The following is a 13,775-nucleotide window of genomic DNA, read 5'->3' as shown; positions in this document are numbered from 1 at the left end:
TCAGACGTTCCGCTTCGCCTTCAGTTCCAGCCGCCGCCGATGCAGCACCGGCTCCGTATAGCCGCTCGGCTGCTCGCGTCCCTTGAACACCAGATCGCAGGCCGCCTGAAAGGCGATCGAGTTCTCGAAATCGGGCGCCATAGGCGAATACAGCGCATCGCCTTCATTCTGCCGATCCACCACGGCCGCCATGCGCTTCATCGTCTCCATCACCTGATCGCGCGAGCACACGCCATGATGCAGCCAGTTCGCCATGTGTTGCGCCGAAATCCGCAACGTCGCGCGGTCTTCCATCAGGCCGACATCGTTGATGTCCGGCACCTTGGAGCAGCCGACGCCCTGGTCGACCCAGCGCACGACGTAACCCAGAATGCCCTGCGCGTTGTTGTCGAGCTCGCGCTGAATGTCTTCCGGCGTCCAATTCGGCCGCGTGGCGACCGGCACCGACAATATGTCGGCCAGCCTGGCGCGGGCGCGGGCCTTCAATTCGTCCTGCACCTTGGCGACGTTGACCTTGTGGTAATGCGTCGCATGGAGCGTCGCGGCCGTCGGCGACGGCACCCAGGCGGTGTTGGCGCCCGCCTTCGGGTGGCCGATCTTCTGCTCCAGCATCGCGGCCATCAGGTCCGGCATGGCCCACATGCCCTTGCCGATCTGCGCGTGGCCGGCCAGCCCGCATTCGAGGCCGATATCGACGTTCCAGTTCTCGTAGGCGCCGATCCAGGCCGCCTGCTTCATGTCGCCCTTGCGGATCATCGGGCCGGCTTCCATCGACGTATGCATCTCGTCGCCGGTGCGGTCGAGGAAGCCGGTATTGATGAACACGACCCGCGATGACGCCGCGCGGATGCACTCCTTGAGGTTCACCGTCGTTCGGCGTTCCTCGTCCATGATGCCCATCTTCATCGTGTTCGGCGCCATGCCGAGCATCGCCTCGACGCGGCCGAAGAGTTCGGACGCGAAGGCGACTTCCTCCGGGCCGTGCATCTTCGGCTTCACGACATACATCGAACCCTTTGGCGAGTTCGCGCGCCGACCGTTCGGGCCGATGTCGTGCAGCGCGATCAGGCCGGTTATCGCCGCGTCCATGATGCCTTCCGGCACCTCGTTGCCGTCCGTGTCGAGGATCGCCGGATTCGTCATCAGGTGGCCGACATTGCGCACGAGCATCAGCGAACGGCAGCGCAGCGAGAAGGTCGAGCCGTCAGGCGCCGTGTAGTCGAAATCGGGATTGAGCTTGCGCGTGAAGCTCTTGCCGCCCTTGGTCACTTCCTCGGTCAGGTCGCCCTTCATCAGGCCGAGCCAGTTGCGGTAGACCTCGACCTTGTCCTCGGCGTCGACGGCCGCGACGGAATCCTCGCAATCCATGATCGTGGTCAGCGCGGATTCCAGCCAGACGTCGGAAATATGCGCCGGGTCGGACTTGCCGATGTCGGATTCCGCGTCGATCAGCACCTCGATATGGATGCCGTTGTTCTTCATCAGGAACTGCGTCGGGGCAGCCGCATCGTCGACATAGCCCACGAATTGCGCCTCGTCCTTCAGCCCGGTGCGCCCGTTCGCCGTCTCGACGACCAGCTTGCCGCCCTCGACTGCGAAGGACCGCGTATCGGTCCAGCTCGCGCCTTCGAGCGGCACCGCCCCGTCGAGGAAATCGCGCGCCCAGGCAATCACCTTCTGGCCGCGCTTCGGATTGTAGCCCTTGCCCTTTTCCGCGCCATCCGTCTCGGGAATCGCGTCGGTGCCGTAGAGCGCGTCGTAGAGCGAACCCCAGCGCGCGTTGGCGGCGTTCAGCGCATAGCGCGCATTCATCACCGGAACGACGAGTTGCGGACCGGCGATCGTCGCGATCTCGTCATCGACGTTCTCGGTCGTCACCTTGAAGGCGGGACCTTCGGGAACGATGTAGCCGATGGAGCGCAAGAAGTCCTCATAGGCGGCCAGATCGGCCGGCGCGCCGTGCTCGCGGTGCCAGGCGTCGATCTTCTCCTGGATCGCGTCGCGCTTTTCCAGAAGCGCCCGGTTCTTCGGCGCAAGGTCGGCTACGATCGCGGCGAAATCCTGCCAGAACCGATCCGCATCAATGCCCGTTCCGGCCACGGCCTCTTCGGCGATGAAGTCATAAAGAACGCGGTCGATCTTCAGGCCGTGGGCGTCAACGCGGTCATTCATGCAGCAGGTCTCCTCAAAAAGCGCATGTCGATGGCCTCGACGGGCCTCAATGGCTTTCACCACGTAGGGAACGACCGGTCAATTCGGCAAAAGACGAAACTGTCTTTCGCGAAATTCTAACGCAAGGTGATGCGCGGACGGCCCGTCGCGACCGCGCGCAGGCTGGCCTCGATGAACGAACGCTGCCCCTCGATCGTCGCGGTGCGCAGATCGGTCGCCACATCGACCTCGACATCGTCGCTGCCGGCCCGCCGCGCCGCCTCGCGCGCCAGGTCGTGCAGATGCGCGCGCGCGACAGTGAGCGCATCGTCCTCCGAGGAATGATCCGAAATCGTCTCACCGGCGCTGACGCGGAAAATCCCTTCCACCGGCTGGGTGACGACCGCCTCCGCGCTGACGCGCACCTGGCCCACCACCGCGCCGATGGCATTCGCCACGTCGGCATTCTCCGGCACGACGCAGCCCTGCCCGACCAGCGCCGGCAGGCCGGCATAGTGCAGACTCGCGGATGCGCCGAGGCCAATCACCTGCCGGTCGAGGCCGACCGCCAGCCTTGCAATGCCGGCCTTGCCGTCGAGCGCGCGCTGGACCAGCGGCCCCGCGACGATTGCCGCGCCGTCGAGCCCGTCATCGGCGAGCGCCGATTCCAGCATCAATTCGGCCGATCGCCGCGTCACCACCTCCAGCACGCGCCGCGAAATCATCTCTGTGCTCTCCGCAATCGGCTGACCGCGCCCGTCGCGCTTGCGCGCCACCAGTTGCGCGCCGAGCCGGGCCGCACGCGCGTCCCAGTTGTCCTGCCGCCCGAGCACATGCGCGGCGTCGGACGGCGTGAAGCCGCACAGATGAACGAGGCCGCGCGCGACGAGACGTTGCAGCGTCGCTATCTGCGCCGTCGAGGTCAGCAACTGTTCGAGCGGCAACGGCGTCGCCGTCACCTTTTCATACAGCCGCACCTCGGCGCTGGAGAGGCCCGCCGCCAGTCGGTCCGGCACGCCGGTTCGCACCGCGAAGCGGCCGTCCATCCGACCGGGATTGGTGGTGCGAAGCTGGCGTTCCAGAGTCTCCGCGATGATCGTGCCATGCTGGTATGCGGCAAGCGAAAGCGGGACCATCCGTCGCGGCCCGAGCAGGATCGCCGGATCGAGCCCGCCATCGGCAAACGTCACTTCCGAATCCCCTCCAAGCCCGAAAGTGCGCATCGCCACCGCCTCGACCATGGTGCGGAACCCGCCGACCGTCGCCCCGTCCGGATCCAGTCGCGGGACGCCCTTGTCGAGGATCGCGATGTCGGTCGTCGTCCCGCCGATGTCGGAGACGACGGCATCGTCCAGCCCGGTCAAATGACGCGCACCGACGATGCTCGCCGCCGGTCCCGACAGGACCGTCTCGATCGGCCGCTGTCGGGCGAAACGCGCGGAGACGAGCGCGCCGTCGCCGCGCACGACCATCAGCGGCGCGTCGATGCCGCGGATTTCGAGGAAACCCTCCGTGGCGGCGATCAGCCGGTCGATCATCGCGATCAGCCGCGCGTTCAGAAGCGTCGTCAGGGCGCGGCGAGGACCGCCGAGCCTGGAGGAGAGTTCATGGGATGTCGTCACCGGCAGACCAGTCCGTTCCCGGATCAGGTCTCGCGCCCGTATCTCATGCTTCGGATTTCGGGTGGAAAAATAGCCGCATACGGCGAAGCCGGAGACACTCTGCGCCAGTTCCGGCAGGGCCTGTTCCATCTCCGAAAGGTCGAGCTTCGTCTCGTTGCCGTGGACGTCGTGACCACCGGGCAGGAACATTACCGGATCGGTGCCGAGGGCGGTTCTGAGCCCGTCCCTGTGGAGATCGGGTTCGGCGAATCCGATCATCACCAGGCCGACCCGTCCGCCCTGTCCCTCGACGAGGGCATTGGTCGCCAGCGTCGTCGACATCGAGACCAGGCGGATCGCCTGGGGTTCCACCCCGGCCAGCGCGATCACGCGATCGGCGGCCTCAGCTATGCCAATGGCGAGGTCGTGTCGCGTGGTCAGCGCCTTCGCCTTGGCGACGACGCCGCGCTCCTCGCTAAAGAGCACGGCGTCGGTATAGGTGCCGCCGGTATCGAAACCGAGATAGAGCGGCGCATCGTCAATTCCGGCCATGGAGATCGCCCGTTGAAGACGATCTCCTTAACGCGGCCGGGTCGGCCAGGAAAGGCCGTTTACTCGACCCAGATGACCTCGCGCGTGCCGCGCTCGACCACGATGGGGCCGGTCTCGGTGTAGACATAGCCGTAATACGGGTCTTCCGGCACCTCGATGATCTGGACGTCGGCCGGCAGGATCGCGCCGGTCGAAATCTCGGCGTCGATGACGACCGGATCGGCCGGGTTTTCGGTGATGTAGGTCACGGTGCGCTCCGGCACGACGTAGCCGGGCGAATAGACGACCTCGCGGCTCTCATACTCGACCAGGACCGGACGGCCATTGACGTAGATATAGCCATATTCCGGGCTGTCCGGCACCTGCACGACCTCGACCTCGGCCGGGATCACGGCGCCGGCTGCGATCTCGCCTTCATAGGTGACGGTCGGAACCGGATTGTCGACGACATAGCCGACGACCTCGTCGGGAACGGCCGTTTCCGCGCCGATGACCGCACCGGCGAAGCCGCCGACGATCGCGCCGATCGGGCCGCCGACGACGGCGCCCGCAACGGCACCGGTCGTTCCGCCGGCCGTCGCGCCGAAGCCGCGCTGCGTGTCTTCCTGGGTGGTCTGGGCATGGGCCGCGCCGACCGAGAGGGCGGCGATGGCGGCGGTCGCAAGAAGGATCTTACGCATGATGAGTGCTCCTTTGATGATCGGCGCGGATCCCCTTCTCCGGGGGCTTGAGCGCCGCAAACGTTCAGTGACGTCCCTAGGCCTCAAAAATGCGTGAGCGCAGGCTGCGTTCCCCTCGAACGGCATCACGGAACGTAACAGAGCGTCCCCGTCGATGGCCGCGATCAGCCGTCGAGCATGTCGCGCTGGTCTTCCGTCAAAGGCCGGATGCCGGGATCGGCGGGAGCAACCAGCGCGGCCGGTGCGACCGGTGCGACCGGCGCGACGGTGGCCGCCGGCACGGGGGGCGGGCCGGCATCGAAGGTCGAGCAGGCGGGAAGGGCGAGAAGGAAAAGAAGCCGGAAGCGCATCGGCCAGCCCTGCCTTGCGATCATGGCGCAGATAGGGTGCGGAGCGCGCCGCAACGAAATTGCTCGCCTTTCAGGCATCAGGCGGACGCCTCCGCCCGATGTTCCGGGCTCGCGACATACGTGCGCAGCCAATCCTCGAGAACGGGCTTGCGAAAGGTCCCGGCTTCGAGATGCCCATAGATGAAGGTAATGACCGCTTGGGGTTCGGCATCGAGGCGCGCGCCATTGAGGCCGAGAAAAATGTCCATGCAGGGAAACGCTCTGGCCTGCCCTTTCTCGCACAAGCCTTAGTTGTCCCCCATCTTCAGCGCCTCGATGAACGCCGCCTGCGGAATTTCCACCTTGCCGAACTGGCGCATCCGCTTCTTGCCTTCCTTCTGCTTTTCCAGAAGCTTGCGCTTGCGCGTCACGTCGCCGCCATAGCATTTGGCCGTCACGTCCTTGCGCAGAGCCGATATCGTCTCGCGGGCGATCACCTTGCCGCCGATCGCCGCCTGGATCGGGATCTTGAACATGTGCTTGGGGATCAGATCCTTCAACTTTTCGCACATGGCGCGGCCGCGCTTTTCGGCGGCCGAGCGGTGGACCAGCATGGAGAGGGCGTCGACGGGTTCTTCGTTGACGAGGATCGACATCTTGACGAGGTCGCCCTCGCGATAGTCGGTCAACTGGTAGTCGAAGGAGGCGTAGCCCTTGGAGATCGACTTCAGGCGGTCGTAGAAATCGAACACCACCTCGTTCAGCGGCAGGTCGTAGGTGACCATGGCGCGCTTGCCGACATAGGAGAGGTCGATCTGGACGCCGCGGCGCTCCTGGCACAGCTTCAGGATCGCGCCGAGATAATCGTCGGGCGTCAGGATCGTCGCCTTGATCCACGGCTCCTCGATGCCGGCGATGCGGACCACGTCCGGCATGTCGGCGGGGTTGTGCAGTTCGATCTCAGACCCGTCATTCATGTTGAGCTTGTAGACGACCGACGGTGCGGTCGCGATCAGATCGAGGTCGAATTCGCGCTCCAGCCGCTCCTGGATGATTTCGAGGTGCAAAAGGCCGAGGAAGCCGCAGCGGAAGCCGAAGCCGAGCGCGGCGGAGGTTTCCATTTCGAACGAGAAGGACGCATCGTTCAGGCGCAGCTTGCCCATCGCGGCGCGCAGGTCTTCGAAATCGGCGGCGTCGACGGGAAAGAGGCCGCAGAAGACCACCGGCTGCGCCGGCTTGAAGCCCGGCAGGGCGGTCGCGGTCGGCTTGCGGTCGTCGGTGATGGTATCGCCGACGCGGGTGTCGGCCACTTCCTTGATCGAGGCGGTGATGAAGCCGAGTTCGCCGGGGCCGAGATCGTCGACCATCACCATCTTGGGCGTGATCACGCCGACGCGGTCGACCGTGTAGCGCGCATTCGTGCCCATCATGCGGATTTGCTGGCCCTTCTTCAGCCGACCGTCGATGATGCGAACCAGGACGATGACGCCGAGATAGGCGTCGTACCAGCTATCGACCAGCATGGCTTTCAAGGGCGCGGTCTCGTCGCCTTCCTTCGGCGGCGGAAGCCTGGTGACGATTGCCTCCAGCACGTCCTCGATGCCGATGCCGGTCTTGGCCGAGATCATAACCGCGTCGGAGGCATCGAGGCCAATCACCTCCTCGACCTGTTCCTTGATGCGCTCGGGCTCGGCGGCGGGCAGGTCGATCTTGTTGAGGACGACGACGATCTCGTGGTCGGCGTCGATCGCCTGGTAGACATTCGCCAGCGTCTGCGCCTCGACGCCTTGTGAGGCGTCGACCACCAGCAGCGAGCCCTCGCAGGCGCGGAGCGAGCGCGAGACCTCGTAGGCGAAGTCGACATGGCCGGGCGTGTCGATCAGGTTCAGCACGTAGTGCTCGCCGTCCTTCGCGTCATATTCGAGCCGGACGGTGTTGGCCTTGATGGTGATGCCGCGCTCGCGCTCGATGTCCATCGCGTCGAGCACCTGCTCCTTCATCTCGCGCACCTCCAGCGAGCCGGTCATCTGGATCAGCCGGTCGGCGAGCGTCGATTTGCCATGGTCGATATGGGCGACGATGGAGAAATTGCGGATCTTTGAAAGGGGCGTCTTCATGCGCCGCGCTTTAGCAGGGCGGCGGGGGGTTCACAAGCGGGGCGAAGTGGCGTTTGGCCTTGCGCTGCCCTGCACCATCAGGTTGAGTGTCGCCCGGCGAACGGGGGAAGGCGGTGCTTCAGAAATTCGAGACCTATTTCAAGGCATTGGCCTCGGCCTATGCGGATGGCGGGACCGAGCATAGCGGCCGGACACCGCTGGAGAACCTACTTGGCACATTTGCCGCGGCCGCCATGGCGCCGGGAATCGCCGTTCAGCATGAGCCGTCGCGCGAAAAGGGTCACGGCGCGCCGGACTTCAAGGTCAAGCGGCAGGGCATGATCCTCGGCTATGTCGAGGTGAAGGAACTGGGCGCCAATCTGGACAAGGTGCTAAAATCCGAGCAGATCGCCAAATACCGCAAGCTGTCCGACAACATCGTCGTCACCGACTATCTGCGCTTCATCCGCATAGACGGGGCGGGCAAGGTTATCGACCGCGCAGAACTTGCCTATGCGAGCGACCTCGAAGCGCGGCAATTGCGTGTCGATCCGGCCAGGGCGGAGGCGGTCGAGAAGCTGCTCTCGGCGTTCTTTTCGTCGCCGCCGGAGGGTTTGAAAAGCGCGCAGAAGCTGGCGCTGGCGCTCGCCACCCGCTCGAAACTCCTGCGCGACTACCTCACCGAGGAATTGCTGCGCCAGTCGAAGGCAGGGCAGGAAGGCCGGCTGCACGCGCTCTATGATGTCTTCCGCACGCAGGTCTTCCACGAACTGACGGTGAAGGAATTTGCCGACGCCTTCGCGCAGATGCTGGCCTACGGCCTGTTCCTGGCCAAGCTCAACGCGGCGGACGACCAAGTCATACAGGCATTCCCCGACCGGGGATAAGTCGCGCTTTGGCCTCGCCGCCGCCATCCCGCTTTGCGATGATCGCATGATCGAATCGCACAGGGACTTTCGACACGATGAGCCAGAGCGACCTCTTCGGCACAGCCGAGTCTCAAGGCGACCTTTTCGGCGCCGGGCCGGCCGTGCCGCGATGGAAGCCCGACCCGGACAAGGTCCGGCGGCGGCTGGAGCGCATTCTGGCCGAGGCGCGCGGGGCCGAAACCATGCCGTGGGACTGGTCGAAGCAAAGCCTCTACCAGACGATCTTTCCGCAAATGGCCCGCCTGCTCGACGCCGACGAGGCGGCGCAATACTGCTTCCAGTTCGAACGGGAATGGAAGCGTCTGAAGGCCGCCTGAATGGTGCCGACATGCTTTATGTGACGCTGGTCCTCGTCGAACTGACCGCCCACGAACAAGTGTTCTATCTGCCGGGTGCATGACGGCCAGGATATATCGAGCTTCAGACAAAAGCCGCCAGAAGCGATGCCGGCAGCAGGCCGACATGAAAGCCGGCATGGGCGAGCATCGCGGCTTCCAGATCGTGGCGGGCGAAGAGCGCGCCGAAGAGAAGGCCGAGCGTCGCGTTCCAGAAAAGGGTGCGGAAGACCAGCGCCTGCGTCAGTTCTGCCCCGCTCGACGCCAAAGCCGGCAGATGGCCGAGCGCGAAGAGCACGGCCGCGATGGCGATGCCGGCCCAGAGCTGGATCGCCGAGGGGCGCGGCGCGTTGCGCCCGAACGCCTTCCAGACGAGCAGCACGGCAAGGCTCATGACGCCCCAGCGCAGCGTGATTTCCTCGACAATGCCGCCATAGAAGATGCCGACGGTCAGGCTGGCGAAGCGCCAATTGTCGGTCAGCGCCGGGGTCAGGCCGTGCGGGTCCTGCCAGAGCGTTCGGGTCGCATGATCGGCAAGGCCGACGAAGATGCCGGCGGCGATCCCGACAAGGGCGAAGAACGCCGCCCGCGGCGGTAGGAGCGATACGGCATGGCCCGATGCGCGCTCGGCGATGCGTGATCGCAAACCGCAGACGGGGGCGATGAAGGTGCCGGCGACGACGAAGACGGCGAGCATCAGTGCCGGATTGACGACATAGGCCCAGCGCGGCAGTTCCGTGACCGGCGGCAGCGCCATATAGAGCGCCGCGATGCCGGTGAGGCCGACCGCGAAGAGCGCGAAGGCGGCGCGCAGGCGGCGGATTTTCGGGGCCGGAGCCTGCGCGTTCATGGGTCGATGCGGCCTGTCAGTCGTAGGTCAGGTCCGTCGCCTTACCACCGAAGATCCGGTAGGCATAGAAGGAATAGCCGATGATGACGGGCAGCACGAAACAGGTGCCGACCAGGATGATGGCGAGGCTTTCCGGCGCCGACGCCGCTTCCCAGATCGTCATCTGGTCGGGCACGACGTACGGATAGAACGAATAGGCAAGGCCCGCAAAGCCGAGCGTGAAGATCCCGGCCAGCACCAGGAACGGCGTGATCGCATGGCGGTCGTCCTTGAGGGGCAGCCTGAAGGTCAGCAACCAGAGCCACAGGAACATCGCGCCGGTGATCACCGGCAGCGGCGCAACATAGACGATCTCCGGCCAGGTGAACCATTTTTCGAAGATTCGCGGGCTGGCGAAAGGCGTCGCCAGCGAGACCGCGACCATGCCGACGGCGGTGAAGACGAGCGCGGAGCGCAGGAACCGCACCGCCTTTCGCTGCAACTCGCCCTCGGTCTTGTAGATCAGCCAGGCAGCGCCCATCGCCGCATAGGAAGCGGCAAGGCACAGCGCCACCAACGCGCCGAAGCCGAAGGTCGCCGCGCCCCGCTCCAGCCCCAGCACATAGACGCCTAGCATGTAGCCCTGCGCCAGCGAAGCCGTCAGCGAGCCGGCGAAGAACAGGAAGTTCCAGCGATGCTTGCGATGAACCGGAACCTTGGCGCGGAAATCGAAGGCGACGCCGCGGATGATGAGGCCGAGCAGCAGCACGAAGACGGGCAGATAGAGCGAGGTCAGGATGATGCCATGCGCGACCGGGAAGGCGACCAGCAGCAGTCCCACCGCGAGCACCAGCCAGGTCTCGTTCGCATCCCAGAACGGGCCGATCGAGTTGATCATCGTGTCGCGCTCCTCATCGGTGGCGACGGAGAACAGGATGCCGATGCCGAGATCGAACCCGTCGAGCACGACATAGATCAGGATCGACAGCCCCATGAGGCCGGCGAAGATCAGGGGCATGGCGATGTGCCAGTCAATGTTCATTGCGCCGTCTCCATGCGGGAAAACGCGGACGGGGTGGGTGCCCCATGACGTGCGAAACCCTTCGAAATCATGCTCTACTCCCCCGCCACCGGCTGCGACAGCGGCTCGTCCTCGACAGCGGGACCGGGCTCGTCGTCGCCTTCCTTGCCGGCCTTCAGCGCCAGATGCGTCAGGACGCCGAGATAGACGACCATCAGCACCAGATAGAGGATGACATAGACCGCCAGCGTCAGCGCGACATGGGCGCCGGGGACGGGAGCGACGGCGTCGGCGGTCTTCAGGACGCCGGCGACCAGCCAGGGCTGGCGGCCGATTTCGGTGGTGTACCAGCCGGCGAGCGTCGCCACCCAGCCCGAAAATGCCATGCCGGCAAAGCCGTAAGCGAGCGGCACCGGCAAGGCCCCGCGTCTATAAAGATAGAATGCCCCTGCCCATGAGAGCGCCAGCATCGCCATGCCGGTGCCGACCATGATGCGGAAACTCCAGAAGACGGGCGCGACCGGCGGATGCTCGCCCTCGTAATCGTTGAGGCCGGGCACGACGCCGTCGGGCGAGTGCTTCAGGATGACGCTCGCCATGTTGGGAATGGATATCTCGAAGCGGTTCTCCCGCGCCTCCTCGTCGGGCCAGGCGAAGAGGACGAGCGGCACGTTCGGCCGCGTCTCCCAGTTCGCCTCCATTGCCGCGACCTTTTGCGGCTGGTGTTCCAGCGTGTTGAGACCGTGCAGGTCGCCGACGAAAATCTGCACCGGAATCAGGATCGCGCCCATGTAAACGCCCGTTTTGAGCGCCTTTTGCATGGACGCCGAACGGTCGCCGCGAATGTAGCGCAGGGCCGAAAGGCCGGCGATGAGAAATGCCGTCGTCAGGCCCGAGGCGATCAGCATGTGGATCAGCCGGTAGGGGAAGGACGGATTGAAGATGATGGCGAACCAGTCGGTCGCGTGCGCCACGCCGTCGCGCATCTCGAACCCGGCCGGCGTCTGCATCCACGAGTTCAGCGCCAGTATCCAGAAGGCGGACATGGTGGTGCCGAAGGCGACAAGGAAGGTCGCCAGCGTGTGAACGCGGTTCGACACGCGGCGGAAGCCGAACAGCATGATGCCGAGGAAGACGGCTTCGAGGAAGAACGCCGTCAGCACTTCGTAAGCAAGCAGCGGGCCGGCGATGTTGCCGACCGTTTCCATGTAGCCCGGCCAGTTGGTCCCGAACTGGAAGCTCATCGTGACGCCGGAAACGACGCCGAGCGCGAAGGACAACGCGAAGACCTTCACCCAGAAAAAATACGCCTTCATCCAGGCATGGTCGCCGGTGCGATTGAATTGCAGCTTGAAGAAGAGAAGGACCCAGCCGAGCGCGATGGTGATGGTCGGGAACAGGATGTGGAACGAAATGTTGGCCGCGAACTGAATCCTGGAGAGGATGAGCGGGTCCATGACGTGGTCCTTGTCGATTGCCTGGACCGAAAGATAGGCCAAGCCGCGGAACCGTCAAAGGCGCCCGCTGTCGCAGGGGCACCTTGTCGCGCTGCGGCATTTTGGGCATGGACAACCATTCTTCGGCCCCATGCGTATGGCTCTGGGAAAACCGGCACCGGAGAGAGGCATGACGCTCGACAGACGAAAGGCCCGACGGCTGGTCTTCATTCTCGGCGACCAACTCTCGCCGGAGATGTCGAGCCTTCGAGACGCCGATCCGGGCGAAGACGTTCTTCTGCTTTGCGAAGTGGCCGCCGAGGCGAATTACGTGCGCCACCACAAGCAGAAGATTGCCTTCATCTTCTCCGCCATGCGCCATTTTGCCGACGAGATGCGGCAGGCGGGATGGACGGTCGATTATGTGAAGCTGACCGACCGTGGCAATTCGGGCAGCTTTACCGGCGAACTCGGACGCGCGGTGAAGCGGCATCGGCCGGAGCGCGTGATCGCAACCGAACCGGGCGAATGGCGCGTGATGGAAATGATGCGGGGATGGGAGAAGGTCGCCGGCTGCCCGGTGGAAATCCGCCCCGACACTCGCTTTCTCGCCAGCCATGACGCGTTCGCCGAATGGGCGGAGGGTCGCAAGCAACTCACCATGGAATATTTCTATCGTCAGATGCGGCGAAAGACCGGCCTCCTGATGGAGGGTGATGCGCCCGCCGGCGGCAAATGGAACTACGATTCGCACAACCGCAAGCCGGCCGGCGACGACCTGTTCATGCCGCAACCGAACCGCTTTGCGCCGGACGCGATCACGCGCGAGGTCATCGCGCTGATCGAGGACCGCTTTGCAGACCATTTCGGCACGCTGGAGAATTTCGGCTGGGCGGTGACGCGCAAGGATGCGGAACGCGCGCGCGATGCGTTTTTGGAGAATTTCCTGGCCGCCTTCGGCGACTATCAGGACGCGATGCTGGCAGGCCAGCCCTTTCTCTACCACTCGCTGCTGTCGCCCTATGTCAATGCCGGTCTTCTCGATCCGCTCGATCTTTGCCGCCGGGTGAATGCGGCCTGGCGGGCCGGCGACGTGCCGCTCAATGCAGCCGAAGGCTTCATTCGGCAGATCATCGGCTGGCGGGAATATGTGCGCGGCGTCTACTGGCTGAAGATGCCGGACTATGGCTCGATGAACGTCCTCGGAGCCACGCGCGCCCTGCCCGACTTCTACTGGACCGGCGAGACCGACATGAACTGCATGGCGCATGTGGTGAGGCAGACGCGTGCCCATGCCTATGCGCACCACATCCAGCGGCTGATGGTGACAGGCACCTTCGCGCTTCTGGCCGGGATCGACCCGCGTCAGGTGCATGAATGGTATCTGGCGGTCTATGCCGACGCCTATGAATGGGTGGAACTGCCCAACGTCATCGGCATGAGCCAGTTCGCCGATGGCGGGATTTTGGGCTCGAAACCCTATGCGGCGAGCGGTGCGTATATCGACCGCATGTCGGATTATTGCGGGTCATGCCGGTATGATGTGAAGCGGAAAACCGGGCCGGATGCGTGTCCGTTCAACCCGCTGTACTGGGACTTTCTGGATCGCAATTCGAAGAAGCTGTCGGGAAACCAGCGGCTGGCACAGGTCTATCGCTACTGGGCGCGGATGGATCGGGATAAGCGCAGGGTTTATCTCGACAGCGCCGCCGACGTGCTGAAGGGGCTGGACGATGCGCCGAAGACGTATGGACAGGGGAAGTGAGCATGAGCGGCGGCAGATCGGCTGACTGAAGCTTGTCCGTCGCGTGCGGCA

The 13,775-nt window shown here is 64.6% G+C and carries 12 protein-coding genes; 3 read left to right on the top strand and 9 right to left on the bottom strand.

Annotation, left to right across the window (positions count from 1 at the left end; genetic code table 11):
• The 6 genes from PZ895_RS03180 to lepA all read right to left on the bottom strand — a co-directional run bounded on the left by PZ895_RS03180 (nucleotide 1) and on the right by lepA (nucleotide 7,430).
• Nucleotides 1-2,172: a malate synthase G gene (locus tag PZ895_RS03180; protein ID WP_275837594.1), complete on the bottom strand. Its 2,172-nt coding sequence runs from the start codon at nucleotides 2,170-2,172 to the stop codon at nucleotides 1-3.
• A gap of 116 nt (nucleotides 2,173-2,288) precedes the next feature.
• Entirely contained in the window at nucleotides 2,289-4,304 is a 2,016-nt protein-coding gene (locus PZ895_RS03175; protein ID WP_275837593.1) for a hydantoinase/oxoprolinase family protein, read from the bottom strand.
• Nucleotides 4,305-4,363: 59 nt separating this feature from the next.
• On the bottom strand, nucleotides 4,364-4,984 hold the full coding sequence (locus PZ895_RS03170) for a DUF1236 domain-containing protein (RefSeq protein WP_275837592.1): 621 nt from the start codon (nucleotides 4,982-4,984) through the stop codon (nucleotides 4,364-4,366).
• A 164-nt stretch (nucleotides 4,985-5,148) separates the two neighbouring features.
• The gene (locus tag PZ895_RS03165) at nucleotides 5,149-5,334 is read right to left on the bottom strand and encodes a hypothetical protein (RefSeq protein WP_275837590.1); all 186 of its coding nucleotides are present in this window, start codon (nucleotides 5,332-5,334) and stop codon (nucleotides 5,149-5,151) included.
• A gap of 77 nt (nucleotides 5,335-5,411) precedes the next feature.
• Nucleotides 5,412-5,582 (bottom strand): hypothetical protein, encoded by a 171-nt coding sequence (locus PZ895_RS03160; protein WP_275837589.1) that lies wholly within the window; start codon nucleotides 5,580-5,582, stop codon nucleotides 5,412-5,414.
• Between the two features lie 39 nt (nucleotides 5,583-5,621).
• A complete protein-coding gene (lepA, locus tag PZ895_RS03155; protein WP_275837588.1) occupies nucleotides 5,622-7,430 on the bottom strand; it encodes a translation elongation factor 4 in 1,809 nt (602 codons plus the stop codon).
• A 113-nt stretch (nucleotides 7,431-7,543) separates the two neighbouring features.
• On the opposite strand from lepA, the gene PZ895_RS03150 reads away from it, so the two are divergent.
• Both PZ895_RS03150 and PZ895_RS03145 read left to right on the top strand, forming a co-directional pair.
• Entirely contained in the window at nucleotides 7,544-8,296 is a 753-nt protein-coding gene (locus PZ895_RS03150; protein WP_275837587.1) for a hypothetical protein, read from the top strand.
• Between the two features lie 77 nt (nucleotides 8,297-8,373).
• The gene (locus tag PZ895_RS03145) at nucleotides 8,374-8,655 is read left to right on the top strand and encodes a hypothetical protein (protein ID WP_275837586.1); all 282 of its coding nucleotides are present in this window, start codon (nucleotides 8,374-8,376) and stop codon (nucleotides 8,653-8,655) included.
• Nucleotides 8,656-8,758: 103 nt separating this feature from the next.
• Here PZ895_RS03145 and PZ895_RS03140 read toward each other — a convergent pair whose 3' ends face one another.
• The 3 genes from PZ895_RS03140 to PZ895_RS03130 form a co-directional block, all read right to left on the bottom strand.
• Nucleotides 8,759-9,523 (bottom strand): CPBP family glutamic-type intramembrane protease, encoded by a 765-nt coding sequence (locus PZ895_RS03140; RefSeq protein ID WP_275837579.1) that lies wholly within the window; start codon nucleotides 9,521-9,523, stop codon nucleotides 8,759-8,761.
• Between the two features lie 16 nt (nucleotides 9,524-9,539).
• Nucleotides 9,540-10,544 (bottom strand): cytochrome d ubiquinol oxidase subunit II, encoded by a 1,005-nt coding sequence (locus tag PZ895_RS03135; RefSeq protein WP_275837577.1) that lies wholly within the window; start codon nucleotides 10,542-10,544, stop codon nucleotides 9,540-9,542.
• A 74-nt stretch (nucleotides 10,545-10,618) separates the two neighbouring features.
• The gene (locus tag PZ895_RS03130; protein ID WP_275837576.1) at nucleotides 10,619-11,980 is read right to left on the bottom strand and encodes a cytochrome ubiquinol oxidase subunit I; all 1,362 of its coding nucleotides are present in this window, start codon (nucleotides 11,978-11,980) and stop codon (nucleotides 10,619-10,621) included.
• A gap of 169 nt (nucleotides 11,981-12,149) precedes the next feature.
• On the opposite strand from PZ895_RS03130, the gene PZ895_RS03125 reads away from it, so the two are divergent.
• Complete coding sequence (locus PZ895_RS03125) at nucleotides 12,150-13,724, top strand: cryptochrome/photolyase family protein (protein ID WP_275837574.1); 1,575 nt, start codon at nucleotides 12,150-12,152, stop codon at nucleotides 13,722-13,724.
• Nucleotides 13,725-13,775 lie beyond the last annotated feature (51 nt).

Origin of the sequence: Mesorhizobium sp. YIM 152430, assembly GCF_029210365.1 — a bacterium.
Taxonomy (GTDB): Bacteria; Pseudomonadota; Alphaproteobacteria; order Rhizobiales; family Rhizobiaceae; genus Aliihoeflea.
This window is presented reverse-complemented; position numbering and strand designations above follow the sequence as displayed.

What these genes read in the sequence shown, in the direction of transcription:
- PZ895_RS03180 (WP_275837594.1), bottom strand. Translation starts at nt 2,172, where the DNA reads ATGAATGACCGCGTTGACGCCCACGGCCTGAAGATCGACCGCGTTCTT.
- PZ895_RS03175 (WP_275837593.1), bottom strand. Translation starts at nt 4,304, where the DNA reads ATGGCCGGAATTGACGATGCGCCGCTCTATCTCGGTTTCGATACCGGC.
- PZ895_RS03170 (WP_275837592.1), bottom strand. Translation starts at nt 4,984, where the DNA reads ATGCGTAAGATCCTTCTTGCGACCGCCGCCATCGCCGCCCTCTCGGTC.
- PZ895_RS03165 (WP_275837590.1), bottom strand. Translation starts at nt 5,334, where the DNA reads ATGCGCTTCCGGCTTCTTTTCCTTCTCGCCCTTCCCGCCTGCTCGACC.
- PZ895_RS03160 (WP_275837589.1), bottom strand. Translation starts at nt 5,582, where the DNA reads ATGGACATTTTTCTCGGCCTCAATGGCGCGCGCCTCGATGCCGAACCC.
- lepA (WP_275837588.1), bottom strand. Translation starts at nt 7,430, where the DNA reads ATGAAGACGCCCCTTTCAAAGATCCGCAATTTCTCCATCGTCGCCCAT.
- PZ895_RS03145 (WP_275837586.1), top strand. Translation starts at nt 8,374, where the DNA reads ATGAGCCAGAGCGACCTCTTCGGCACAGCCGAGTCTCAAGGCGACCTT.
- PZ895_RS03140 (WP_275837579.1), bottom strand. Translation starts at nt 9,523, where the DNA reads ATGAACGCGCAGGCTCCGGCCCCGAAAATCCGCCGCCTGCGCGCCGCC.
- PZ895_RS03135 (WP_275837577.1), bottom strand. Translation starts at nt 10,544, where the DNA reads ATGAACATTGACTGGCACATCGCCATGCCCCTGATCTTCGCCGGCCTC.
- PZ895_RS03130 (WP_275837576.1), bottom strand. Translation starts at nt 11,980, where the DNA reads ATGGACCCGCTCATCCTCTCCAGGATTCAGTTCGCGGCCAACATTTCG.
- PZ895_RS03125 (WP_275837574.1), top strand. Translation starts at nt 12,150, where the DNA reads ATGACGCTCGACAGACGAAAGGCCCGACGGCTGGTCTTCATTCTCGGC.